Genomic DNA, 24,421 nt, shown 5'->3' on the forward strand with positions numbered 1-24,421 from the left:
GTTCTGCAGTCATGCGACAGGCGTGGTTTTGTCACGCTGCTTGGGCGTCAGCAGATGCCGCAGCAGGGCGACGGGATGCGCCTTGAGGCTGAGGCGGGTGGCGACGTAATCCTCGACCACCTGCTCGCCCAATGTCATTTTCGGCAGATAGGCCTCGGGTTCATCCAGCGCCTCCCCCTCCAGATCTTGCGAGAACAGCGGCAGGGGTTTGGCTGTGGCGATCGCTTTGGCCTGCCACAATGCCTCGCGCCGTGTCAGGTCGCAGGCGGCGAAGGCATCCGCCTCGGCCAGCCGTTCGATCACCGATGGTCCCAAACCGGCACGGCGCCAGACATCGTCGACCTGATGGTAGCCATTGCCGCGCGCGGCTGTCAGCCAGCTGGCATCTTCCTCGCTGAGGCCCTTGATCTGGCGGAAGCCCAGCCGCAGCGCCAGCCCTCCCTGACCGTCAGGTTCCATCACATTGTCCCAAAAGCTGGCATTGATGCAGACCGGGCGCACTTGAACCCCATGCTCGCGCGCATCACGGACGATCTGGGCGGGGGCATAGAACCCCATTGGCTGCGAATTCAGCAGGGCGCAGGCAAATATCCCCGGATGGTGGCATTTGATCCAGGCCGAGGCATAGACCAGCAGCGCAAAGCTGGCCGCGTGGCTTTCTGGGAAACCGTAAGAGCCGAAGCCTTCGATCTGGGAAAAACAGCGTTCGGCGAAGTCCTGTTCATACCCGTTGCGTTTCATCCCGCGCAAGAAAAGCGCGCGGAATTCGCTGACATTGCCGTGCTTCTTGAAGGTTGCCAGAGACCGGCGTAGCCGGTCGGCCTGTTCCGGGGTAAAGCCTGCGCCGACAATGGCGATCTGCATGGCCTGTTCCTGAAACAGCGGCACGCCCAGCGTTTTGCCCAGCACCTCGCCCAACTCGTCCGAGGGGAAGCTGACCTCCTCCTCTCCGTTCCGGCGGCGGATATAGGGGTGGACCATGTCGCCCTGAATGGGGCCGGGGCGGATGATGGCGACCTCAATCACCAGATCATAGAAATTGCGGGGCCGCATCCGGGGCAGAAAGTTCATCTGTGCTCGTGATTCCACCTGAAACACGCCAATCGAGTCCGCCTTGCACAGCATGTCGTAGACGACAGGGTCCTCGGGCGGCAGGGTCGCCAGCGTATAGCTGGTCTGATGGTGCTGACCGATCAGGTCAAAGGCCTTGCGAATGCAGGTCAGCATCCCGAGGCTGAGGACATCGACCTTGAGGATGCCCAGCGTGTCGATATCGTCCTTGTCCCAGCAGATGACCGTGCGGTCCTCCATCGTGGCGTTCTCGATAGGAACAAGCTCGTCCAGACGCCCCTCGGTGATGATGAAGCCGCCGACATGCTGAGACAGGTGACGGGGGAACCCGTCGATCTCATATACCAGCATTAGAGTCTGTTTTAGACGGCGATCTTCGGGGTCGAGGCCAATCTCGCGCATCCGTTCCGCCTCAAGCCCCGCAGCGGAGAAGAAGCCCCAAAGCTGAGATGAGAGCGCTGAGATCGTATCTTCGGTCAGGCCCATCGCGCGGCCAACCTCGCGGATGGCGCGTTTGCCGCGATAATGCACGACCGTTGCGCAAAGGCCGGCGCGATGGCGGCCATAGCGGTCATAGATGTGCTGGATCACTTCTTCGCGGCGCTCATGTTCGAAGTCGACGTCGATATCGGGGGGCTCATCCCGCGCCTCGGAGACAAAGCGTTCGAAGACCATCGTGCCCATCTCAGGGCTGACCTCGGTGATGCCGAGGCAGAAGCAGACCACCGAATTGGCCGCCGAGCCGCGTCCCTGGCAGAGGATGTCGCGCGAGCGGGCGAAATGAACGATATCGCGGACTGTCAGAAAGTAGGGTTCGTATTTCAGCTTGCCGATCAGGGCGAGCTCATGCGCCAGCATCTTTTTCGCCTTCTCGGACGCGCCTGCCGGATAGCGCCATTGCAACCCCTCATGCGCCAGACGATGCAGGCGTTGGGTCGGGGTTTCCTGCTCGCTGCCCTCGCTGGGGTACTCATAACGCAGCTCGTCCAGCGAGAATGTGAGCTGTTCGCTGAGTTCATGCGCGCGGGCAACGGCCCCCTCATAACCTTTGAAGATGCGCAGCATCTCGGCCTCGGACCGCAGGCGTTGTTCGCCATTGGCCAGCGCCTCGCGGCCCAACTCATCGACCTTGCGGCGCAGGCGGATGGCGGTCAGCACATCACCCAACTTGCGGCGGCCCCCGTGATGCATAATCGGTGTGGCGCTGGCGAGTGCAGGGATGCCGAGCTGTTTTGATTCAGTCTCTAATAAAGAGAAATATACGCTATCTGCGCCGTCATACCGGGGGTGCATCAACAGATGCATCCGCCCGGCAAAGCGGCGCGTCAGCTGTTGCGCTTGTGCCCGCCAGCCGTCCGCGCCGCCCGGAAATCGGGCCGTTTGTGGCCACAGCAGCAGGTGGAGACCGTCGGAAAACTCCAGCAGGTCGGTCAGGTGCAGGATGCAGCCGCCTTTCTCGGCGCGCAGCCGGCCCTTGGAGAGGATGCGGCACAGGTTGGCCCAACCCTGCCGGTTCAGGGGCAGGGCGGTAACCGTGGGTGCGTCGGTAAAGATCAGCCGTGCCGCCGATATAAGGCGGGGTACCGCGTGGATCGGGTGCGAGGGCGGTTTGGGGATGTGATCGGGGCAGGGTGGGCCTATGGAGGTGTTCTGCGCCTCCCACTCCAGCCGTTCGCGCACCTTGCGGGTGATCTCACGCGCCTGCGTATGGGCGCGGACGATCCCGGCGACCGAGTTGTCATCAGCGATGGCGATGGCGGGCAGGCCCAGGGTGACGGCACGCTCCATATACTCCTCGGGGTGGGACGCCCCGGTGAGGAAGGTGAAATTCGACGTGATCGACAGCTCGGCATACATGACGATTCCATATTATATTCACGTTTTGTTCTTTTTCGAGTCCTTTGCGCAGGAAACGGGTCGATTGGGTTTGGTCCGATCGGCAGTGTCGGGAAAAAGGAGACCCAAAATGTTCAAAATCACCGCATTGCCCACCGAGGACGTACGCGCCCTTCAGGCCGGTCACCCGGATTCCTATGGCGCAACGCCAGAACGGACCGTTTCAACGGGTGCCGGTAACCCGTGTCGCCATTGTTTGCAGAACATTCCCGAGGGCGAAGAAATGCTGATCTTGGCCCATAGGCCCTTTTTAGAGACACATCCATATGCAGAAACCGGGCCAATCTTTCTGTGTGCTGCACCCTGTGAGCGATACGAGGGGCAAGACCTGCCCGAGATCCTGACCTCGTCGCCCGACTACCTAATTAAGGGCTATGGCACAGATGACCGCATCGTCTATGGCACCGGGGCGATCACGCCCACGGATCAGATCGGTGCAAAAGTCAGAGATATCTTTGCCCGACCAGATGTGGACTACATCCACGTCCGATCTGCGCGAAACAACTGCTATCAGGCCCGAATCGACCGAGACTAAAGCTTGACCCTGTGCATCCCCCGGCGCGGCTGATCCGGATCAGCCGCCGGGGTGTCCCCTGTGCGGCTGGACGTCAAGGCGAGGAACACATCCTCTAGATCAGCCTCTTCAGTGCGGACGTCGCGAATGCGGATATTGGCTGCGCGGACGGATTCCAGAACTTGCTCGGCGTTGGTTTGGGCGCTGCGATATTGCAGAACAAGGTTACCATCGTCGCGCAAGGCGGCTTCGACCCCTTCGGTTGCGGGCAGATCGACGACTGGGCTGTCAGGAACGATGACCATGGTGCGGCTATCCATTCGGCCCAGCAGGTTGGCGGTGCTGTCCTGAGCGATTTTTTCACCGTGGTTGATGATGGCAATCTCGTCACACATTTCCTGCGCTTCTTCCAGGTAATGGGTGGTCAGGATGATGGTCATGCCCTGTTCGTTCAGCTTGCGCACATTTGTCCAGAGCATCTGGCGCAGTTCGATATCCACGCCTGCCGTCGGTTCATCCAGCACCAGAATCTTGGGGTGATGCACCAGCGCCTTGGCCAGCAGCAACCGCCGCCGCATGCCACCCGACAGGGTACGGGCATAGGCTTCGGCCTTGTCGCTGAGGCCGACCAGTTCAAGGATCTCATCGCTACGGCGCTCGGATTTGGGTACGCCGTACAAACCGGCCTGCACCTCCAACGCGCCGCGGGGGGTAAAAAACGGGTCAAGGTTCAGCTCTTGTGGCATCACGCCAATCGCGGAACGGGACTGGCGTGGGTTGCGGTCCTGATCGTACCCCCAGATCGACACTGACCCGGCCGATTTCACCACCAGACCAGCCAGAATGTTGATCAGGGTCGATTTACCGGCCCCGTTCGGGCCCAGCAGGCCAAACACCGAACCTCGTGGAATGCTCAGGTCAATGCCCTTCAGTGCCTGTTTCTCGGGCTGGCCCTTGCCGCCGCGATAGGTCTTGCGCAGTCCATCGATCCTGATTGCCGCATCGGTCATGAGACCCTTGCCCCCGGTTTGCTCATCGCTCATAAACGCACCTAATGCATGCCCGCGAGGCCGACAACCAATGAAGGATCGCCAGCCGTGACACTTGATGCACCGGAAACCAAGTTCGTCGAAACCGCACGTGTCGCCTGTGACGGCGGCGAAGGCGCATTGGGCCATCCGCGCGTTTGGTTGCAGATCCCCGAAGATACCGGCTGGGTCGAGTGCCCGTATTGCGATTGCAAATACGTACTGTCGGAGCACGACGCGCAATAAATTCGGAGGCCGGATGCTTTTTGCAGTGCAGCTTTTGCGGGTGTCCGATCAGGACCCGATTGCCAGCGGCGGACATCGAGATGTGTATGCCTGTCCAGGGCAATCGAACTTATTGATAAAGGTGACGCGCCCGCGCAAACGGCCCAACCGATCTTTTTCAAAACGGCTGATCCGGCGGCTTCTGCCCGATTCTGTTTTTCGCAATGCGCTGAAGGAAATCGAGGGTGAGATGAAGGCGGCGTTGAAAAGCGGCACCGACATCGAGCACCTGCCCTTGGCGCGATGTTTTGGCATAGCGCAAACCGACATTGGCCCGGCGATCATTGTGGAACGGATCGAATCCGATGACGGACAGCTGGCACACCCCCTTGCGAAGCTGTGCGAGGATGGAGCGCTGAGTGAAGATGTTCTGAATGAATTGAACAGCTTTGCCAAAAAACTGTTTAAGCTTCAGATTGTTGCCCGCGATATTCACGAGACCAACATTGTCTACGGGCTGCGCAATCAAACCCGGATGTTTCTGCTGATCGATGGTTACGGAGAGCGCAATCTAATTCCATTGCGTACATTGAGCCGCAAATTGAACGACCGGTCGCTGCACAAGCAGATGAATGGCATCGCCGAGCGTGTGGGACTGATCTGGGACAGAACCGGGCAGGAATTCCGCGTCGCGTGATTGACGGCCTGCGTTGACGTTCCGGCACAGTTTTCCGGCCTCTTGTGTGGATTGACCACCTTCTTTGCTGGCCACCCGCGCGGGCCTGTGGCAGAACCGTTTCCAACCAGAACGGAGCGCGCGCATGAGCAATTTCGGAAAAGGGTGTCACCTGCATCTGATTGACGGATCGGCCTTTATTTTCAGGGCCTACCACGCGCTGCCGCCGCTTACACGAAAATCGGACGGACTGCCGATTGGCGCAGTTTCTGGCTTTTGCAACATGTTGCAGAAATATGTTGAAGGGAACGCTGGCCCGGACGCACCGACCCATGTGGCGGTGATCTTCGACAAAGGTTCGCACACGTTCCGCAACGATATGTATGACCTCTACAAGGCCAACCGCGAAGCGATGCCCGAGGACCTGCGCCCGCAGATGCCCCTGACACGCGAAGCGACGAAAGCTTTCAACATCGCTTGTAAAGAGTTGGAGGGGTACGAGGCCGACGACATCATCGCGACCCTTGCGGTGCAGGCGCGTGAGGCGGGCGGGCGTGTGACCATCGTAAGCTCGGATAAGGACCTGATGCAGCTGGTTGGCGGCGGTGTCGAAATGCTGGATGCGATGAAGAACAAGCGCATCGACCGCGATGGCGTGATTGAGAAATTCGGTGTCGGCCCTGAACGCGTGGTTGATGTACAGGCACTGGCGGGCGACAGCGTCGATAACGTTCCCGGGGCTCCAGGCATTGGGGTCAAGACGGCGGCGTTGCTGATCAACGAATATGGCGATCTGGAAACGCTGCTGGACCGCGCTGAAGAGATCAAACAACCCAAGCGCCGCCAGACCCTGATTGAAAAGCGCGACCAGATCGAGTTGTCCAAGAAACTGGTGCAGTTGGACGAAAATACACCGCTGGACTTCACACTCGACGATCTTGAGGTGAAAGATCCCGAACCTGACACCTTGCTGGGTTTTCTGGCAGATATGGAGTTTCGCACGCTCACCAAGCGGATCGCGGACAAGCTGGGTGCCGAAGCGCCAGCGATTGCCGATGCGCCTGCGCCGGCTGCTGAGGTAGTCGAAGCCGAAGCCATCCCCTTTGATGCATCGAAATACGAATGTGTGCGGGATGCGGGTGCGCTGCAGAAATGGATAGATCAGGCGTATGAGCGCGGCTGGATCGCCGTGGATACGGAAACCACCGGCCTAAATGAAATGATAGCTGATCTTGTCGGCATCTCCCTGTCGGTTGAGCCGGGCGAGGCGTGTTATATCCCATTGATCCACCGGGAAAGCGCCACCGATGATCTGTTCGGCTCAGACGCGCTGGCCGACGGGCAAATGCCCGTCAATGAGGCCCTGAATCTGCTCAAACCTATGTTCGAAGACCCGTCGATCCTGAAGATCGGGCAGAACATGAAGTACGACGCCAAGATTTTCGCCCGCTATGGCGTGAATGTGTCGCCCATCGATGACACGATGCTGATGTCCTACGCGATGCATGGGGGTGAGCATGGGCATGGTATGGATACCTTGTCCGACCGCTATCTGAATCACACGCCGATCCCGATCAAACCGTTGCTGGGTTCGGGCAAGTCAGCGATCACCTTCGACAAGGTGCCGATCGATGAGGCAACGGCCTATGCGGCCGAAGATGCCGATATCACGCTGCGCCTGTGGAAGCTGTTCAAACCGCAACTGCATCAGGTGCAGGTGACAACCGTCTATGAAACGCTCGAACGTCCGCTGGTGCCGGTTCTGGCCGAGATGGAGATGCACGGCATCAAGGTCGACCGCGATGTGTTGAGCCGGATGTCCAACGCATTTGCCCAGAAAATGGCAGAGTTAGAGGCTGATATCCACGAATTGGCGGGCGAGAATTTCAATGTTGGCTCTCCTGCCCAGCTTGGTGAGATTCTGTTCGATAAGATGGGGCTGGAAGGCGGCAAGAAGGGGAAAACCGGAAAATACTCGACCGGGGCTGACATTCTCGAAGACCTCGCGACCGAGCATGAATTGCCACGCCGAGTACTGGACTGGCGGCAACTGTCCAAGCTGAAATCGACCTACACCGATGCGCTGCAGACCCATATCAATCCAGATACGGGCCGGGTGCATACGTCTTATTCCATCACGGGGGCGAATACGGGGCGTCTGGCCTCGACCGATCCGAACCTGCAGAACATTCCGGTGCGTACCGAGGAGGGTCGGCGCATTCGCGAGGCGTTCATAGCCGAACCGGGCAATGTGCTGGTCAGCCTCGACTACAGCCAGATCGAGCTGCGCATTCTGGCGCATATCGCCGATATTTCGGCTCTGAAACAGGCGTTTTCGGACGGGCTGGACATTCACGCCATGACCGCGTCCGAGATGTTCGACGTGCCACTGGACGAGATGACGCCGGATATCCGCCGTCAGGCCAAGGCGATCAACTTTGGTGTAATCTACGGCATCTCAGGCTTTGGGCTGGCGCGCAATCTGCGCATTCCGCGCGCCGAGGCACAGGGGTTCATCGACCGTTATTTCGAACGCTTCCCGGGTATTCGCAAGTATATGGACGACACTGTCGCCTTTGCCAAAGAGCATGGCTATGTGCAGACTTTGTTCGGACGTAAAATTCATACACCTGAGATTAACGCCAAAGGGCCTCATGCGGGCTTCTCGCGCCGGGCGGCGATCAATGCGCCGATTCAGGGAACGGCGGCGGATGTGATCCGGCGCGCGATGGTGCGGATGCCAGATGCGATCAGTGGTCTGCCCGCCAAGATGCTGCTGCAGGTGCATGACGAATTGCTGTTCGAAGTCGCCGAGGATGCGGTGGACCCTTTGATCGATGCCGCACGCGACGTGATGGAAGGCGCATCTGATCCAGCTGTGAAGCTGGACGTCAAGCTGAGCGTGGATGCCGGGCAGGGTGCGAACTGGGCCGAGGCGCACTAGAAATTCATCAAGCGGGCTGCGCTGCTCATCAGGCCTGGCGGGCCCTCTTTGCGGCGGGTCAGTCCTGCGGTCTGACCCACCCCTCGACCATACGTTTTACTGTTGGTCCAAGGGTCAGGATGACGGCAAAGGCGATGGGCCAGCAAAAAGCCCAGGAACCCATCCAGTCACCAAATGTTGACGGTCCGAAACCGACAGCTTTGACCGTGGCGATGCCAGTGACGATACAGGACATGAGGCCGGACATGATCAGTCCGAATACAGCGTGGGCCAAGCGGGCAGGGATCATTTCGGGCATCCTCAAGGTCGTGATGCCCCGGTTTTAGATATTTTCCCCCTGATTGCCAGACGGAATAGGGAATCTGGCGTCACATCCATCCCAGTGAATGCACGGTTCTGGATGTTGAAGGGGTGTATTCGGCACTAACCCAGCCAGAATATCCCGACGCCGTCATGGCGTTAAAAAGCTGAGTGAAATCCGTCGGACCGCGTCCCGGTTCAGAGCGGTCCGGGGCGGCTCCGACCTGGGCATGTACGACCCTTGGATGAAACTGTTCCCAAACAGCCAGCGCATCTCCGTGGATCATATGGGCGTGAAAGCTGTCATATTGCAGGCCGACATTCGGGCGATCCACACGGTCCAGGATGACAGCAGCCAGGTTGTAATCGTTGAGGAAGTAATCGGGCTGAGACACGGGGTTGAGCGGTTCAATCGTAAATCGTTGGTGCGGTGCAAGGTCGGCTGCCCATTGCAGGTTGTGCACCATGCATTCAAATGCGTCCGGTCCCGAGGAATAGCCTGACATGATGTGGATCAGCCCCGGGCGGAGCACCTGACCATAGCGCAAAACGCGGCGGATATCCGACTGGAACCGGCCTTCACCACCGGGAACAGCGGCATAACCGGGATCGCCGCCGGTGTAATTGGGTGGAGGCGCATTGATCAGCACCAGATCCAAACCGTTGGCCAGCAACGCGCGGTGTGTCTCTTTGGCGGCCAGTTCATAGGGAAACAGAATTTCGACCGCCTTGAACCCAGCCTCTGCGGCGGCCTGAAACCGGTCCAGGTAGGGAAGCTCGGCAAAGAGCAGAGAGATATTGGCTGCGAATTTTGGCATCGGAGGCCTTTGGTTAGCTGGTGCGCTGACCTTATCCGCGAGGCGATTTCAACGAAAGAGACTGAAAACGACAGTTTGTCGAAATTCGACCAGATCGGGCTGACTGAATCAGCGAGGTTTGGGGCAACGCGGCGAATCATTTCAGAACGCCGTGCCAACAAAAGGTTCGAACATTATGGCGATGAGCCCAGACCCCGCGCGCGGGAACGCCCTTTCTGCGTCTGCCGGGCAAAATTCGGCCCTGTCTGGCAATGGCTTGGCCGTAGCATCCATGCTGACGTGGGCGGCTGGGTTTCCGGCGGCCGAGGTGCTGTTACAGACATGGCCGCCAGTTGCGCTGTTGGTTGCGCGCATGGCCATGGCTGTTGCGTTTCTACTCCCGATTTGGGTCATGATAGATGGCCCGGAACGGGTTCTGTGCGCCCGTTGGAGGCATGCGTTTGTTGTCGGCGGGTTTGGCATCGGTCTGGGGATGTTTCTGCTGATCGTGGCGCAAAAACTGACTGACCCGGTCACAACGGCCATCATTGCCTCATGCGCGCCATTGATTGCAACGCTACTGGAACTTGCGTCTGGTACCAGACGGCTCAAGTGGAATTTTGCTGTTGGGGTTCTGATCTCGGTAGTGGGCGGATTGATCGCCACCAGCGCCGTAGCTCCGGCGCAGTTGGGTTTAGGCGCTGCCTGTGCCGTTGCGGCGACAGCCCTGTTTTGCTGGGGTAGCCAAGCAACCTCGCGAGATTTCCCCGAATTAAGCCAAACCGGGCGCGCAGCGGTTACATTTGTTGGCGGGTTCTTCATGGCAACCATCCTGATGGCCGGAGCACATCATCTGGGCATGGATATCGTGCCGTCCATTTCTATAGACTCACGTCAAATTGGAATGCTGGCGATCTATTCGCTGATTTCCATGGCGCTCAGCCAGATCCTGTTTGTTGCATCGATTGGCAAACTGGGTGTCGCGCTTACGTCCTTTCACATCAATGTCGCCCCCTTCTACGTGATGCTGATCATGCTAGTGCTGGGCGAAGAGTGGAACTGGACCCGTGCGCTGGGCGCAGGGGTCGTGGCAATGGCTGTTGTTCTGGCACAGGACCGTCGGGTCGCAAAACCGGCCTAGTCGGTCAGGCTGTCCGACCGGACAAGTGGGAAAAACTGCCCACCGGACCAGACGCCGAACCAGCCATCTTTGTGCGTTGCGATGTCCACAAGACGATAAAAGCTTTTGCGATCTATGCGCGCCTCAAGATTTGCGCGAACCAATACATAAGGTGACGGCTCATCTGTTTCGGGATCGATGACAATCCGGATTGGCTGATCAGGGCCAGCAATCGCGGTATCACCAACACGGGTCGTAAATGTCAGTATTTGGGCCCGACCCTCGCCTGTCGCGTCAAAATCCACGGCCACAAACGGCGCATCCTCGACAGTGATTCCCACCTTTTCCACCGGGGTCACAAGGTAGTATTTCCCGTCTTCTTTCTTAAGAATTGAGGAAAAAAGCTTCACAAGCTCGAACCGGTTGATCGGTGACCCTAAATAAGTCCAAGACCCATCTTTTGCGATATGGATGTCCAGATCGCCGCAAAACGGAGGATTCCACAGGTGAACAGGGGGTAAACCCCTGGTTTTGGCCGCTTTGACCGAGGCCGCCAGCCCGTCCGGAGAGGGGGTCACAGGTTTTTGTCCGCTCATTGCTTTTGCCATTTCCTTTTCGCGCGATACACTTCAACCATAATAGCCCACGGAAGGGAAAGTCATGACCGAACCTGCCGACCTCGTGTCCGAGATCGAAGCGCTGGAAATCAAACTGCAAGAGGCCAAGGCCTCGATCACCCGTCGCTTTATCGGACAGGAAAGGGTCGTGGACCTGACGCTGACCGCCCTGTTGTGCGGTGGCCACGCCCTGCTGATCGGCCTGCCTGGGCTTGGCAAGACGCGGCTGGTTGAAACGCTGTCGACCGTGATGGGTCTGCACGGCAACCGCATCCAGTTCACACCCGACCTGATGCCCGCCGATATTCTGGGGTCCGAGGTTCTGGACACAGCCGAGGATGGCAGCCGCCACTTTCGCTTTATTTCCGGTCCGATCTTCTGTCAGCTGCTGATGGCGGACGAAATCAACCGCGCCAGCCCCCGGACTCAGTCAGCGCTTTTGCAGGCGATGCAGGAACGCACTGTGACTGTGGCTGGCGAAGACCGCGATCTGGGTGAACCATTCCACGTATTGGCGACGCAAAACCCGATCGAACAAGAGGGTACTTATCCACTGCCCGAGGCGCAGCTGGACCGCTTTTTGGTGCGGATAGACGTGGATTATCCCGATCGCCAGACCGAGCGCGATATTCTTTTGGCCACGACTGGCGTGGAAGAGGACGAAGCGCACGAGATTTTCAGCAAGGAAGAGCTGTTGGCCGCTCAGACCCTGTTGCGCCGGATGCCGGTCGGGGACTCGGTTGTGGAACTGATCCTCGATCTTGTCCGCGCCTTCCGCCCCGAAGAGGCGGGTGTTACCGAACGGGTGGCTGAAACCGTCGCCTGGGGCCCCGGCCCCCGTGCTGCACAAGCGCTGATGATGACAGTGCGCGCCCGGGCGATGCTGCAGGGGCGTTTGGCCCCAAATTCCGAGGATGTGCTGGACATGGCGCGTCCGGTGCTCAGCCACCGGATGGCGTTGAACTTTGCGGCGCGGGCGCGCGGTGACAGTTTGGCTGACCTGATCGACTCTACTGCCGCTGGTCTTGTCCGCACCGAGGCTGCGGCGTGAATGCGGCGCTAACCCTTCGAGAAAGATCTGAAGCCGAGGCGTCCCGGCTGCCGCCGTTGTTGGCACGGGCTGAGCAATTGGCCGGAACCGTTCTGCTGGGCGACCACGGCCGCCGCCGCGCGGGGCTTGGTGATGACTTCTGGCAATATCGCCCTGCTCAGATCGGCGACAGCCGCCGGATGATCGACCATCGGCGCTCTGCCAGGGGGGATCAGCAATTTGTGCGCGAACGTGAGTGGCAAATTGCGCAATCGGTAATGCTGTGGGTCGATCAGGGCGCGTCGATGCGGTTTGCGTCCGACAAGAACCTGCCCACCAAGGCCGACCGCGCTCGTCTGCTGGGGTTGGCAACCGCGATCCTGCTGGTGCGCGGGGGTGAGCGCGTCGGCTTGACCGGCACGACCCTGCCGCCACGGCGCGGCAACGCGCAGGTCATCCGACTGGCAGAAGCATGGTCCGAGGATGCTGAGTCCGACTATGCGCCACCCGAACACCGCGCCATGATCCCGCATGCCCGCGCCGTTTTCATTTCCGATTTCCTTGGTCCGCTGGATGAGGTTGAACTGGCCCTCACCAAAGCCGCCGACCGTGGGGTGCGAGGCTTGGTGCTGCAGGTTCTTGATCCCGGAGAAGAGACCTTTCCCTATCGCGGTCGTACGATCTTTGAAAGCGTCGGCGGTTCCGTTCGCCATGAAACCCTAAAGGCCGGAGATCTGCGTGAGCGGTATCTGGAACGGCTTGCCAAGCGTAAGGATGCGCTGACACGGCTGTGCCGTGCGACGGGGTGGCAACTGGGGCTGCATCACACCAATGACAGTGCGCAAGCAGCTTTGTTGTGGCTCTATCGTGCGCTCGATGGGGGTACGGGATGACGATTCTGGCGGGCATTGGCTTTACCGCACCGTGGGTGTTGATGGGTCTTTTGACCCTGCCGATCCTGTGGCTGATCTTGCGTGCCGTGCCACCCGCGCCGATCCGTCGGTTGTTCCCGGCCGTGACACTTCTGCTGGGGTTGAGGGATGACGAAAGCGTTTCTGACCGCACCCCATGGTGGCTGCTGTTGCTGCGCATGCTGGCGGCCGCGGCGATTATCATTGGATTGGCCGGACCGGTCCTGAACCCCTCGCGCGATCAGGCAGGCTCGGGTCCGTTGCTGCTGGTGCTGGATGCCAGCTGGGCCGGGGCGACCCGCTGGTCAACGACGCTGGATCAGATCGATGTGCAGCTGACCGAGGCCGGGCGCGCGGGTCGTACCGTGGCCATCCTGCGCCTGACCGAACCTGAAGCCCCCGTTTTCCAAGCCGCCGAAGCATGGCGCGGCCGTTTGCCGGGGCTGACCCCGACACCGTGGCAGCCGACCCGGGCGCAAGTCGAAATGGCGCTGGCTGCCATGGATCAGGTGGACGGAGGGTTTGATACCCATTGGTTCAGCGACCGCCTGACCTACGAGGGGCACGAGGCGATTTTGGCTGCCCTGCGCGCGCGCGGTGATGTGACAGTCTATCAGGCCCCGACGCCTGCGCTTGCGATTCTGCCTGCTACATATCAGGACGGGGTTATTCAATTGTCCGCGCAACGGGCGGAACCCGGTCCTGCAGATCGAATCACGATTCTGGCTCAGGGGCGTGACCCCGCCGGTGCAATGCGTGTTCTGCAATCGGCCGAGATGGAGTTTGCCAGCGGTGAGACACAGACGCAGGTAGAACTGTCGCTGCCTTCCGAACTGCGCGCGCGCATCACCCGGTTCGAGATTCAGGGTGAGCGTTCGGCAGGGGCCGTCACGCTGACCGATGACAGCTTGCGGCGGCGCGAAGTCGCCCTGATTGCCGGATCGCTGAACCGCGAAGGGTTAGAGCTGTTGTCGCCGTTGCATTACCTGACTCAAGTTCTGACCCCTACGGCGGACTTTGTCGATGGCGGATTGCTGGAAGTCCTGCCCGCCAATCCCGATGTGATCGTGCTGGCCGATGTGGCGAAACTGGCCGGGTCCGAACAAGCGGCGCTGGTCGAATGGGTGGAACAGGGCGGTTTGCTGCTGCGCTTTGCCGGTCCGCGGATGGCAGCCAGCGATCTTGGCCGGGATGCCGAGGATACCCTGTTGCCGGTGCGCCTGCGCAGCGGCGGACGCTCGGTCGGTGGCGCGATGAGCTGGGGCGAAGCCAAAGGGCTGGCACCTTTCCCGGAGAACTCGCCCTTCTACGGACTTCAGGTGCCGGAAGATGTCACAGTGACCACGCAAGTCATGGCGCAACCAGACCCTAATTTGGCGGATCGGGTTATTGCCTCACTTTCGGATGGCACGCCCTTGGTGACGCGAAAAGCGTTGGGTTTGGGGCAGGTTGTACTGTTCCATGTCACAGCAGATGCCGAATGGTCCAGCCTTCCCTTGTCTGGGCTTTTTGTTGAAATGCTGGACCGGCTGGCGGTGTCATCAGCGGCGAAATCGCGGCAGGAGTCACAGTTGCAAGGCACCACATGGGAACCGATTCAGGTTATGGATGGCTTTGGCGTTCTGTCTGATGCCGGAAATCTACCGGGCGTCGATGGTGTTGAGCTTGTGACCGGTCAGATCGGTCCCGATCTGCGACCCGGCCTTTACGAAAGCGGCAAACAGAAATTGGCACGCAATGTTCTGACCGATGAAACGGTTCTCAGCCCAGCGGTCTGGCCGTCGGATGTTCCGATCAAGGGTCAGGAGGTCAGCACCGAAACACCCATTGGGGGTATACTGCTGAGCCTTGCATTGTTGTTACTGACGATCGACGTCATCGCCTCGCTGGCGTTGTCCGGTCGTCTGGGTCTGGCCAGGGCAGCGGCTGTCGTACTGGGGGCAATTTTGCTGGTGCCCGAAGTACAGGCGCAAACGCCCGAAAGTACAGATTTCGCTTTGAGCGCCACACAGGAATTGGTTCTGGCGCATGTTCTGACGGGTGATCAACAGGTTGACGATATTGCGGCCGCCGGAATGCGCGGATTGGCTCAGACGTTGTTTTTCCGAACATCGGTAGAACCTGCTGAACCCATAGGCGTGGATCTGGAACGGGACGAGTTGGCGTTTTTCCCGCTGCTTTATTGGCCGATCTCACCTGACCAGCCGCAACCGTCGGCTGAGGCTTATGCCAAGCTCAACGCTTACCTGCGTTCGGGAGGAATGATCCTGTTCGACACACGCGACGCGGATGTGGCGCGCTTCGGGGCCGCCAGCCCGAATGGGCGCAAGCTGCAACAGATTGCGGCTCCGCTGAATATCCCTTCGTTAGAGCCTGTTCCGCGTGACCATGTCCTGACCCGTGCCTTCTACCTTTTGCAGGATTTTCCGGGTCGCTACGCGGGCACCGAAGTGTGGGTCGAGGCCGCACCCATGGATGCCGAACAGATCGAAGGCATGCCGTTCCGCAACCTCAATGATAACGTGACGCCAGTGGTGATCGGCGGCAATGACTGGGGTGCGGCCTGGGCCATCGATCGCAACGGTCAGGCACTGCTGCCGGTCGGCCGCGGGTATGCGGGTGAGCGGCAGCGTGAGCTTGCAAACCGCTTTGGTGTCAATCTGGTGATGCATGTGCTGACCGGGAACTACAAATCAGATCAGGTGCACGTGCCTGCCTTGCTGGACAGGTTGGGACAATGACAGGAACCGTCATCTTCGATCCGCTGATCCCTTGGCCCATTCTCGCCATCGTAGTGGCGATTGCTGTCGCTGGGGTTGTTCTGGCCCTGTGGCGCGGTCTGTCTGGCTGGGCTTTGCGCGGTTTGGCGGCGCTGGTTGTGATCGCTGCGCTGTCAGGTCCGGTCTATCAGATCGAAGATCGCGCGCCGCTGACCGATATCGTTCTGATGATCGAGGATGAAAGCGCAAGTCAGACCCTTTCGGACCGGGCGGACCAGACAACACAGGCCGCCGAGGCACTGGCGGTTGAGATTGAATCCCGCAACAATACGGAACTGCGTCGGATCAAGGTGGGTGATGGTGATGGGGACGAAGGCACGCAGGTGATCGCGGCGCTGAACGAAGCGTTGGCCGAAGAGCCGCGCGCGCGGATCGCGGGCATCCTAGTTGTATCGGACGGCATCGTGCATGATGCCGATCAGGCCCCCGATCTGCCTGCGCCCATGCACCTTTTGCAGACAGGGCGTACAACGGATTGGGATCGCCGCCTGATCGTCCGCAATGCGCCTGCCTTTGCCATTATTGATGAACCCGTTACCTTGACCCTAAGGGTTGAAGATAGCGGTGCAGCACCCACTGGGGCCTCGACCGCGCCGCTCGAAATTTCGGTCGACGGGGCCGAAGCCGAACAATTCACGATTCCCATTGGTGTTGATGTTGAGCTGCCGATCACGCTGCCCCATGGCGGGCGCAATGTGATTCAGTTCACCGTGCCAGAGGCTGAGGGCGAACTGACCGACCGTAACAACACCGCCCTGATCCAGATGAACGGCGTCCGCGACCGGCTGCGCGTGTTGCTGGTGTCCGGAGAGCCGCATCCGGGCGGGCGGACATGGCGCAACCTGCTGAAATCTGACAGTTCCGTGGATCTGGTACATTTCACCATCCTGCGCCCCCCTGAAAAGCAGGACGGGGTGCCGGTGGATGAATTGTCACTGATCGCCTTCCCGACGCGCGAGCTGTTTCTGGAAAAGATCAACGATTTCGACCTGATCATCTTTGACCGATACAAGCGGCGTGGCATCCTGCCTGCTATCTATCTGGACAATGTCACCAACTATATCAACGAAGGCGGTGCCGTTCTTGTTGCTGCCGGACCGGATTTTGCCAGCGCCGACAGTATCTTCCGCTCGCCTTTGGCACCAATCCTGCCTGCGCAACCCACCGCGCGGGTGATCGAGGAACGCTATGTGCCGATGGTAACCGATTTGGGGCATCGCCATCCGGTCACGACTGACCTTGGCGACTCGGATAACTGGGGTGCTTGGCTGCGCCAGATCGACGTCAATCACCGCACGGGTGAGGTGTTAATGACGGGCGTGGATGACCGGCCCCTGTTGGTGCTCAACCGTGTTGGCGAAGGGCGCGTGGCGCTGCTGGCCTCGGACCATGCCTGGTTGTGGAGCCGGGGATTCGAAGGTGGCGGACCGCAGCTGGAATTGCTGCGCCGATTGGCGCATTGGATGATGAAAGAGCCCGAGCTCGAGGAAGAGGCCTTGTGGGCCGAGGCCAATGGTCAGGTGATGCGCATCATCCGTCAAACGCTGGGGGATGAGGTCGGGCCGGTAACCGTAACCCGCCCGAACGGCGAAACGGTCGAAATTACCTTGGATGAGGTCTCGCCGGGGCGGTTCGAAGCACAGTATTTCGGGCCGGAAATCGGCCTCTATCGCCTTCAGGAAGGGGAGCAATCCACCGTCATCGGGCTTGGCCCCGCGGCACCCAAGGAATTCGAACGCACGATCGCAACGGCCGAGGTTCTGGAACCTGTGACGGCAGAATTGCGCGGCGGTACGGTGCGTTTGGAGGAGGGTTTGCCGTCGATCCGCAACGTACGTGCCGGGCGTCCCGCATCAGGGCGCGGATGGATCGGTCTGACCCCGCGCAACGCCTATGAAACACGTGACGTGACGCAGGCCGGGCTATTGCCACCTTGGCTTGTATTGCTGCTGGCGGGCGGGTTCCTTCTGGCGGGCTGGCTGCGCGAGGGACGGTGACAGGTCAGTCAAACACCACGCTGACCGTGGGATTGCCGGGCAAGCCGTCGTAAGACACTGATGCCCCGCCTTTACCCTTTGCAGGCGGGAATAACGGCCCGAATGATCCGACGGAAATCAAGTCCCCCGGTTGAAATTCAATCCCTTTGGACATCAGCCAAAGGGCGGCATTGGCCGGATGCCCCAGTACCGCTGTGCCCGGTACCTGCGCCAGAATCTCGTCATCTGCGGCGCGGAGGGTGACAGTCATATCAGCCAAGGCCTGCACCATAGCTGCCGGATCGGACACAGGGATTTCTGCACCCAAAACGCCCAGTTTCGGAGCAACGCCAATTGCTGTCAGCGTGACCGGGGTGATCGGTTCACCCTCGGCAAAGGTCAGGTCAGGTAGTTCGATAAACGGGCGGATGGCTGAGACGCCTTGCAGCACCTCCTCTGGCGATGTGGCCTGATTGATATCCGCGTCGCCCACAACCAGCACCAGATCGGCCTCAAACACCGGTCGCGCGCCCCAGTCTGATGGAACGGTCGCGCCGTCATTCAGCATCATGTCGCGGAACAATACGCCCTGAACCGGTTCAGAAGCGCCAAATCTTTCTTGTGCAGGCGCGCTGGTCAGACCGGCCTTGTAGCCGATAACCGGCCCTAAATGTGGCTCTAATGCAGACACTATGAGCGCTTGCGTGCACAGCGCGTCATTCATTGTGCCATCAGATGAAAGGGCAGGTGTGGGTGCAGCTGAGAGGTAATCCGCGACGAACCGATCGATCTGGCCATCCGTTGCGCAGCCCGCCGCCACAGGATGAGCAAATACGCCACAGGCCAACAACGCGCCGAAGAAACACCGCATATCACACCTCCGTTTTGGCAAGAGTGGCACGAGATTCGATCATTGGGCAACGGCTTAAACAGTTCTTCACTCTCTGCCCGGATGCTGGACACAGATTGTCCCGGAAACACCAAAGATGAGTCTTGCAGGAAAACTGTCACAGGAACGGCGCGCACGTCTGGCGGCCGAGCGGTTGTTGGAAATGAAACAGGCAGAGCTGTCGGCCGCGAACCGCAAACTGGGCTTGCATGCGATGGCATTGACCAGGCGGATCGGTGAAACCCAGGCCGAGGTTGAAACGGTCCGGGGTGAAAATGAAAAGGTCAAGTCCGATCTGACGGTCGCCAACGCCAAGATCGAGGTGGCCGAGCGCCGCTTGTGGCATTCAATCCAAACCATTCAGGATGGATTCGCGTTCTTTGACGAGGAAAGTCGCCTGATTGGGGCAAACGCGGCTTACTTAAGCGTCTTTGACGGGCTGGAAGAGGTTGCGCCGGGTGTGACCTATCCGAGGATTCTGGAGATCCTGACGACCGAGGGGCTGATTGATCTTGGGTCCGAGCCGACGCCCGGCTGGCGCGATAGAATGCTGCAAAGATGGGCCATGCCGCATCCACAGCCCGAGGTTATCCGGCTGTGGAACGGCCATTACATTAAGCTGATCGACCAGCGCGGTCATGGTGGCGATGTGGTGAGCCTGGCCCTGAACATCTCGGCATCCGTGCGCCATGAGGCCGAATTGACCGCTGCTCGTGAACGGGCCGAGTCGGCAAACCGCGCCAAATCGGCCTTTCTGGCCAATATGAGCCATGAAATTCGAACCCCGGTGAACGGCATCGTGGGCATGACCGAATTGCTGACCGAAACACCTTTGGATGAAGAACAACGGCTGTATTTGAACACCATCCGCAATTCCGGCGAAGCGCTTTTGGTGATTATCAACGACGTCCTGGACTATTCCAAGATCGAGGCGGACAAGCTGACCCTGCACCCGGAACAGTTCGACTTTGAACGCTGCATTCTTGAAGTCGCGATGCTGCTGCAACCCAGCGTTCGGGACAAGGGGCTTTCGTTGCTGGTGGATTACGATCTGTTCCTGCCCACATTGTTTGTCGGCGATCCGGGGCGGGTCCGGCAGGTTTTGACCAATCTCGTCGGCAATGCGGTCAAGTTCACGTCCGAGGGCCATGTCCTGATCCGTGTCACCGGTGTGCCGAACCCGGATACCCAATCCTGCGACGTGCATGTTGCAATCGAAGATACCGGCATCGGCATCGACGAAGACAAGATCGGGCACATTTTTGGTGAATTCAATCAGGTCGAAGACGAACGGAACAGGGCCTTTGAGGGGACCGGTCTGGGCCTTGCCATTACCAAGCGACTGATCACATTAATGGGCGGTGCTATCTGGGTGGATAGCGAGCCGGGGCAGGGGTCCTGCTTTGGCTTTCGTGTCTCACTGCCGACCGCTGAAGGCCCGCAACCTGCCCCGCCCGATCTTGACGGGCGCCTGCGCCATGTGATGATCGTCGAGGATTTGGCCGCCAACTGCGCGATCCTGTCAAAACAGCTAGGGCGGCTGGGGGTTCAGGGCACCGTTTGCACGTCGGGGCGAGAGGCGCTGACGGCGCTGGACGACAGTGTGGACCTTCTGCTGTGCGATCATGACCTGCCCGACATGGACGGGCTTGAGCTGGCTGTCCTGCTGAAAGACAGGTGGTGGGGCGCTCTGCCGGTTGTCGTGATGTCGGCCAATCCCGGTGTCATTCACGCCCACCCCGCACGCCACCTGATCCAAGGCGTTCTGCAAAAGCCGATCCCCAGGGCCGAGCTATACGCCCGCCTGAAAGCGCTTGGCAATCCAAAGGGCGTCGAGACGCCTTCGGAGACCGCACCGATCAGCCAGGCACTCAACCAGCCCGCATGTGAAGGAACGCGGCGCATCATGCGTGTTCTGGCGGCCGAAGATAACCTGACCAATCAACTGATTCTTAAGAAGATGCTCAAAGATTTAAACATTGACTTGCGCTTTGCCGGCAACGGGATCGAAGCGGTGCAGGCGTATCAGGAGTTTGACCCAGACCTTATCTTTATGGATATCTCGATGCCTAAAATGGACGGCAAACAGGCCACAGCCGAAATCCGGCGCCGTGAGATTGAGACTGGCCGCCATGTTCCTATTGTCGCCCTTACGGCTCATGCGATGGCTGGTGACGATCAGGGAATCTTATCTGCCGGACTGGATCACTACCTGACCAAACCGCTGCAAAAGCAGACGATTCACCATATGGTTCTGACCCATAGGCCGGATGATTGTTGCCCGGTTGTTGCAGAGGAAATCCGGGCTGACTAGATTGAACCCATGTCTGAAGATCGTGGATTTCAGCCCCGCGCGCTGGGTGAGATTGCCATCCGCTGTGTGGATATGGCCGCCATGGTCGCGTTTTATGAAAACGTGATCGGGTTAAAGCGTCTTAGCGGTGACCACAACAGCGCGATCACTTTTTTCCAAATCGCGCCCGGATATGGTGGCCATACGCAGGTTCTGGCCCTGTTTCACCACACTGCCGCCCCGCGACCAGGGTTGCACCCGACCGGGTCGCAAAACCCGGTGACGGGTGGCGCGTCATCCCTTCATCATATCGCATTGTCGCTGCCATTTGACGAACAAGATGCGGTAATGCGGTGGTATGACCACCTTGGCCAGCCCTACCGCGTCGAGCAGTTCGGATGGATCGGCTGGCGCGGCATCTTCACCGAAGACCCCGAAGGCAATACGGTCGAACTGGTCGCTTATGACCCATCTATGTTGGATCAGGCCTGATAGGGGCGCACGAAGACTGGTTTGTTTTCTTCTGACAAATCGGGGCGGTATTCATAACCACCTGAGTCAAAGTCCAGCAGTCCTTTGGGGGCGTCCAGCCTGTGCTGAATGACATACCGTGCCATCGCACCGCGCGCTTTTTTGGCAAAAAAGCTCACGATCTTAGGCGTGCCTGCTTTGTCTTCCATGAAAACAGGGGTGATAACGCGCAGCTTCAGTGCTTTAAGGTCTACTGCGCCGAAATATTCCTGGCTGGCGCAGTTCACCAGGACTTCTGATCCAACCTCAGCACCTTGCGCATTAAGCGCTTTGCTCAGTTGATCGCGCCAGTACTCATACAGGTTCTTTCCGCGGCGGGTTTTAAGCTTGCTGCCCATCTCAAGCCGATAGGCCTGAATGGAATCCAGCGGGCGCAGCACACCGTAAAGACCGGACAGAATGCGAAGATGATCCTGCGCCCAGGCCATCTCCTCGGCATCCAGCGACGCAGCTTCGAGCCCCTGATAGGTGTCGCCCGCAAAGGCCAGCGCGGCGGGGCGTGTCACTTCCTCCTCGGGCGCGTCTGAGAATGCGCGATACCGGTCGCGGTTCAGGCGCGCGAGATCATCGCTTAGGTCCATCAGTTTTTTCAGATCACCCAACGTCAGATTGCGGGCGGTTTTCGACAGGCGAATGGCATCGTCCTGAAAGTCTGGCTGCGTGACTTCGACATCCCGTTCTGCCCAGTCCAGCCGCTTGGCCGGGGAAATAACTACCAGCATATCCGCTCTCTTTCCTTGCCTGTTCTGGGCCGTATCTAGTCCGTCTGTCGCAGCACGTCCAGAAAGGCCGCTCCAAACCTTTCGTGACGGCGGTCACCCAGAACATGTTCGATCGCGCGCGGGTCACCTGACCGCAACTGTGCGACCTTGGCCAGTTGCGAGGCCGAGCAAGTTAGCGGCTTGTCGATCCCCTCCGGACCGCGTGACAGCTGCGACTGCACTTCAAGCAACTGATCATAGATATCGCCCTGATCGCGGCCAGCCAATTTGCGGCGCGCGGGATGAACGGCTTCAACCTCACCGGTGACGACTTCAAGAAACGTGTCACCATAACGTTCCAGCTTTTTCGCGCCGACCCCGCCAATTCGGGCCATATCGTCCAGCGACAGGGGGCGTTTCTCAGCCATTTCGATTAGCGTGCGGTCAGGGAAGATGACATAGGCCGGTACCCGCGCGGCTTCGGCCAAAGCGCGCCGTTTGGCTTTCAAGGCCGATAGCAGCGGCGCGTCTTCTTCGGACACCATCATTTTGACCGCCGGGCGGCGTCCGGCCTTGCGCAATGTGTCCTTGCGCAGGTTGATCCGGGCCTCACCCTTCAGGATGGGCTTGGCAGCCTCGGTCATTTGCAGTGCGCCGTGGCGTTCGGGGTCCGGGCGGACCAGATCATGCCCCATCATCTGCCGGAAGATGGCCTGCCATTGCGGGCGCGACCACTCTTTGCCGATCCCATAGGTCGACAGTTGGTCATGACGTCGCGCGCGGATCTTGTCGGTTTCATTGCCCAGCAGGATGTCGATCAGGTGGCCGGCGCCGAACCATTCCTCGGTGCGCAGGATTGCAGACAAGGCCATGCGGACGGGCGTGGTCCCATCGAACACTTCGGGCGGGGTGTCACACAGATCGCACTTGCCGCAAGGTTCGGCCTGTTCACCGAAGTAGCCCAACAGAGTCTGACGGCGGCATACCAATGCTTCGGCCAGACCCAATAGAGAATTCAGGCGTGCATGGTCGGCCATGCGACGTTCTGGCGGGGCCAACCCTTCGTCGATTTGCGAGCGGCGCAGGCGAATATCGTCGGGGCCAAACAGGGTCAGCGTTTCGGCAGGGCCACCGTCACGGCCGGCACGGCCGATTTCCTGATAATAGGCCTCGATGGATTTGGGCAGGTCGGCATGGGCGACCCATCGAATGTCGGGCTTGTCGATGCCCATGCCAAAAGCCACGGTGGCAACCACGATCAACCCGTCTTCGCGGGCAAAGCGGGTTTCGACGATACGGCGATCCTCGGCCTCCATTCCGCCATGATAGTGGCAGGCAGAGTGACCTTCCGCGCGTAAGGCTTGCGCGAGCACCTCGGTTTTGTTGCGCGTGCCGCAATAGACGATGCCAGATTGCCCTTTTCGGGCACTGGCAAAGTCGAGGATCTGTTTGCGGGGGCCATCCTTGGCCCCAAAGGCAAGGTGGATATTTGGTCGGTCGAACCCGCGCAGAAACTTGTTGGGGGGCGTGCCGTCGAACAGTTTTTCGACAATCTCGTCCTGCGTTTCGGCATCCGCGGTGGCGGTGAAGGCGGCGAGGGGGACGCCCAGTGCGCGGCGCAGTTCTCCGATCCGCAGATAGTCTGGCCGGAAATCATGGCCCCACTGGCTGACGCAATGGGCTTCATCCACGGCAATCAGACTGACGTTGATCCGGCGCAGCATTCCCAGCGCCGACCCTGCCGCCAGACGTTCGGGGGCCATGTAAAGCAGCTTGAGCCGCCCGGCCTCCAGCGCTTCCCACACGGCATCTGTTTCTTCGGGCGTGTTGCCTGAGGTCAAAGCACCTGCTTCAACGCCGGCCTCTTGCAGCCCGCGAACCTGATCGCGCATCAGGGCGATCAGCGGGGAAATCACCACCGTCACGCCATCCCGCATCAACGCAGGCAGTTGGAAACACAGGGATTTACCGCCGCCCGTCGGCATGATCGCCAGCACGTTTTCACCTGCGGTCACGGCATCGACGATCTCTTCCTGCCCGGGACGGAAGTCGTCGAATCCAAAGACATCTCGCAGCATCGGTGCGGCGTCGAACATGTGCGGGGTTGCCCTGTTTTAAGGTT

General features: G+C 59.6%; 19 protein-coding genes. 11 read left to right on the forward strand and 8 right to left on the reverse strand.

The features are described from left to right. Positions 1-9 precede the first annotated feature (9 nt). Positions 10-2,928, reverse strand: coding sequence for an error-prone DNA polymerase (locus tag AC2FJC_RS10615; protein ID WP_496739477.1), 2,919 nt, complete (start codon positions 2,926-2,928; stop codon positions 10-12). A 109-nt stretch (positions 2,929-3,037) separates the two neighbouring features. Between AC2FJC_RS10615 and AC2FJC_RS10620 the strand changes: the two genes are divergently transcribed. Further along, a complete protein-coding gene (locus AC2FJC_RS10620; protein ID WP_496705513.1) occupies positions 3,038-3,502 on the forward strand; it encodes a DUF1203 domain-containing protein in 465 nt (154 codons plus the stop codon). On the opposite strand, the gene AC2FJC_RS10625 is transcribed toward AC2FJC_RS10620, so the two are convergent. Next, positions 3,499-4,491 (reverse strand): ABC transporter ATP-binding protein, encoded by a 993-nt coding sequence (locus AC2FJC_RS10625; RefSeq protein ID WP_496739624.1) that lies wholly within the window; start codon positions 4,489-4,491, stop codon positions 3,499-3,501. The two genes, AC2FJC_RS10620 and AC2FJC_RS10625, sit on opposite strands and share 4 nt — an antisense overlap. An 87-nt stretch (positions 4,492-4,578) precedes the next feature. Here AC2FJC_RS10625 and AC2FJC_RS10630 point away from each other — a divergent pair, with 87 nt between their 5' ends. The 3 genes from AC2FJC_RS10630 (at position 4,579) to polA (ending at position 8,354) form a co-directional block, all read left to right on the forward strand. Beyond that, on the forward strand, positions 4,579-4,755 hold the full coding sequence (locus tag AC2FJC_RS10630) for a zinc-finger domain-containing protein (protein WP_108859985.1): 177 nt from the start codon (positions 4,579-4,581) through the stop codon (positions 4,753-4,755). 13 nt (positions 4,756-4,768) lie between these two features. Then, positions 4,769-5,431 carry a YrbL family protein gene (locus AC2FJC_RS10635; protein ID WP_496739478.1) on the forward strand — a complete coding sequence of 221 codons (663 nt, stop codon included), beginning with the start codon at positions 4,769-4,771 and terminating at the stop codon, positions 5,429-5,431. Between the two features lie 124 nt (positions 5,432-5,555). Further along, positions 5,556-8,354, forward strand: coding sequence for a DNA polymerase I (gene polA, locus AC2FJC_RS10640; RefSeq protein WP_496739479.1), 2,799 nt, complete (start codon positions 5,556-5,558; stop codon positions 8,352-8,354). Between the two features lie 58 nt (positions 8,355-8,412). On the opposite strand, the gene AC2FJC_RS10645 is transcribed toward polA, so the two are convergent. Further along, entirely contained in the window at positions 8,413-8,643 is a 231-nt protein-coding gene (locus AC2FJC_RS10645; protein WP_082637211.1) for a DUF2798 domain-containing protein, read from the reverse strand. Between the two features lie 79 nt (positions 8,644-8,722). Beyond that, positions 8,723-9,472 (reverse strand): hydroxypyruvate isomerase family protein, encoded by a 750-nt coding sequence (locus AC2FJC_RS10650; RefSeq protein ID WP_496739480.1) that lies wholly within the window; start codon positions 9,470-9,472, stop codon positions 8,723-8,725. A gap of 181 nt (positions 9,473-9,653) precedes the next feature. On the opposite strand from AC2FJC_RS10650, the gene AC2FJC_RS10655 reads away from it, so the two are divergent. Further along, positions 9,654-10,592: a DMT family transporter gene (locus AC2FJC_RS10655; RefSeq protein WP_496739481.1), complete on the forward strand. Its 939-nt coding sequence runs from the start codon at positions 9,654-9,656 to the stop codon at positions 10,590-10,592. On the opposite strand, the gene AC2FJC_RS10660 is transcribed toward AC2FJC_RS10655, so the two are convergent. After that, the gene (locus AC2FJC_RS10660) at positions 10,589-11,167 is read right to left on the reverse strand and encodes a DUF1285 domain-containing protein (RefSeq protein ID WP_496739482.1); all 579 of its coding nucleotides are present in this window, start codon (positions 11,165-11,167) and stop codon (positions 10,589-10,591) included. The two genes, AC2FJC_RS10655 and AC2FJC_RS10660, sit on opposite strands and share 4 nt — an antisense overlap. A 64-nt stretch (positions 11,168-11,231) precedes the next feature. On the opposite strand from AC2FJC_RS10660, the gene AC2FJC_RS10665 reads away from it, so the two are divergent. The 4 genes from AC2FJC_RS10665 to AC2FJC_RS10680 are packed head-to-tail and all read left to right on the forward strand — an operon-like array spanning position 11,232 to position 17,906. Next, complete coding sequence (locus AC2FJC_RS10665; protein ID WP_496697336.1) at positions 11,232-12,239, forward strand: AAA family ATPase; 1,008 nt, start codon at positions 11,232-11,234, stop codon at positions 12,237-12,239. Further along, positions 12,236-13,111, forward strand: a complete 876-nt coding sequence (locus AC2FJC_RS10670) for a DUF58 domain-containing protein (RefSeq protein WP_496697334.1) — start codon at positions 12,236-12,238, stop codon at positions 13,109-13,111. Before AC2FJC_RS10665 ends, AC2FJC_RS10670 begins: the two co-directional genes overlap by 4 nt. Next, positions 13,108-15,870, forward strand: a complete 2,763-nt coding sequence (locus tag AC2FJC_RS10675) for a DUF4159 domain-containing protein (protein WP_496739483.1) — start codon at positions 13,108-13,110, stop codon at positions 15,868-15,870. Before AC2FJC_RS10670 ends, AC2FJC_RS10675 begins: the two co-directional genes overlap by 4 nt. After that, entirely contained in the window at positions 15,867-17,906 is a 2,040-nt protein-coding gene (locus AC2FJC_RS10680) for a hypothetical protein (RefSeq protein WP_496739484.1), read from the forward strand. Before AC2FJC_RS10675 ends, AC2FJC_RS10680 begins: the two co-directional genes overlap by 4 nt. A gap of 4 nt (positions 17,907-17,910) precedes the next feature. Here the strand turns inward: AC2FJC_RS10680 and AC2FJC_RS10685 are convergent, their stop codons facing one another. Beyond that, the gene (locus AC2FJC_RS10685; protein WP_496739485.1) at positions 17,911-18,756 is read right to left on the reverse strand and encodes a 2-keto-4-pentenoate hydratase; all 846 of its coding nucleotides are present in this window, start codon (positions 18,754-18,756) and stop codon (positions 17,911-17,913) included. Positions 18,757-18,871: 115 nt separating this feature from the next. Between AC2FJC_RS10685 and AC2FJC_RS10690 the strand changes: the two genes are divergently transcribed. After that, positions 18,872-21,088, forward strand: a complete 2,217-nt coding sequence (locus AC2FJC_RS10690) for a response regulator (protein ID WP_496739486.1) — start codon at positions 18,872-18,874, stop codon at positions 21,086-21,088. A gap of 9 nt (positions 21,089-21,097) precedes the next feature. Continuing rightward, positions 21,098-21,559: a VOC family protein gene (locus AC2FJC_RS10695; protein ID WP_282119644.1), complete on the forward strand. Its 462-nt coding sequence runs from the start codon at positions 21,098-21,100 to the stop codon at positions 21,557-21,559. On the opposite strand, the gene yaaA is transcribed toward AC2FJC_RS10695, so the two are convergent. After that, the gene (gene yaaA / locus AC2FJC_RS10700) at positions 21,550-22,320 is read right to left on the reverse strand and encodes a peroxide stress protein YaaA (protein WP_496739487.1); all 771 of its coding nucleotides are present in this window, start codon (positions 22,318-22,320) and stop codon (positions 21,550-21,552) included. The genes AC2FJC_RS10695 and yaaA overlap by 10 nt on opposite strands. 35 nt (positions 22,321-22,355) lie before the next feature. Continuing rightward, complete coding sequence (recQ, locus tag AC2FJC_RS10705; protein WP_496739488.1) at positions 22,356-24,395, reverse strand: DNA helicase RecQ; 2,040 nt, start codon at positions 24,393-24,395, stop codon at positions 22,356-22,358. Positions 24,396-24,421: the final 26 nt, after the last annotated feature.

This window comes from Ruegeria sp. CDSB117 (genome assembly GCF_059611005.1).

Bases quoted from the DNA above. Each gene is read 5' to 3' on its own strand.
- AC2FJC_RS10650 (WP_496739480.1), bottom strand. From the start codon at position 9,472: ATGCCAAAATTCGCAGCCAATATCTCTCTGCTCTTTGCCGAGCTTCCC.
- AC2FJC_RS10690 (WP_496739486.1), top strand. From the start codon at position 18,872: ATGAGTCTTGCAGGAAAACTGTCACAGGAACGGCGCGCACGTCTGGCG.
- AC2FJC_RS10645 (WP_082637211.1), bottom strand. From the start codon at position 8,643: ATGATCCCTGCCCGCTTGGCCCACGCTGTATTCGGACTGATCATGTCC.
- AC2FJC_RS10615 (WP_496739477.1), bottom strand. From the start codon at position 2,928: ATGTATGCCGAGCTGTCGATCACGTCGAATTTCACCTTCCTCACCGGG.
- AC2FJC_RS10680 (WP_496739484.1), top strand. From the start codon at position 15,867: ATGACAGGAACCGTCATCTTCGATCCGCTGATCCCTTGGCCCATTCTC.
- yaaA (WP_496739487.1), bottom strand. From the start codon at position 22,320: ATGCTGGTAGTTATTTCCCCGGCCAAGCGGCTGGACTGGGCAGAACGG.
- AC2FJC_RS10675 (WP_496739483.1), top strand. From the start codon at position 13,108: ATGACGATTCTGGCGGGCATTGGCTTTACCGCACCGTGGGTGTTGATG.
- AC2FJC_RS10655 (WP_496739481.1), top strand. From the start codon at position 9,654: ATGAGCCCAGACCCCGCGCGCGGGAACGCCCTTTCTGCGTCTGCCGGG.
- polA (WP_496739479.1), top strand. From the start codon at position 5,556: ATGAGCAATTTCGGAAAAGGGTGTCACCTGCATCTGATTGACGGATCG.
- AC2FJC_RS10660 (WP_496739482.1), bottom strand. From the start codon at position 11,167: ATGAGCGGACAAAAACCTGTGACCCCCTCTCCGGACGGGCTGGCGGCC.
- AC2FJC_RS10665 (WP_496697336.1), top strand. From the start codon at position 11,232: ATGACCGAACCTGCCGACCTCGTGTCCGAGATCGAAGCGCTGGAAATC.
- AC2FJC_RS10695 (WP_282119644.1), top strand. From the start codon at position 21,098: ATGTCTGAAGATCGTGGATTTCAGCCCCGCGCGCTGGGTGAGATTGCC.
- AC2FJC_RS10635 (WP_496739478.1), top strand. From the start codon at position 4,769: ATGCTTTTTGCAGTGCAGCTTTTGCGGGTGTCCGATCAGGACCCGATT.
- AC2FJC_RS10620 (WP_496705513.1), top strand. From the start codon at position 3,038: ATGTTCAAAATCACCGCATTGCCCACCGAGGACGTACGCGCCCTTCAG.
- recQ (WP_496739488.1), bottom strand. From the start codon at position 24,395: ATGTTCGACGCCGCACCGATGCTGCGAGATGTCTTTGGATTCGACGAC.
- AC2FJC_RS10625 (WP_496739624.1), bottom strand. From the start codon at position 4,491: ATGACCGATGCGGCAATCAGGATCGATGGACTGCGCAAGACCTATCGC.
- AC2FJC_RS10685 (WP_496739485.1), bottom strand. From the start codon at position 18,756: ATGCGGTGTTTCTTCGGCGCGTTGTTGGCCTGTGGCGTATTTGCTCAT.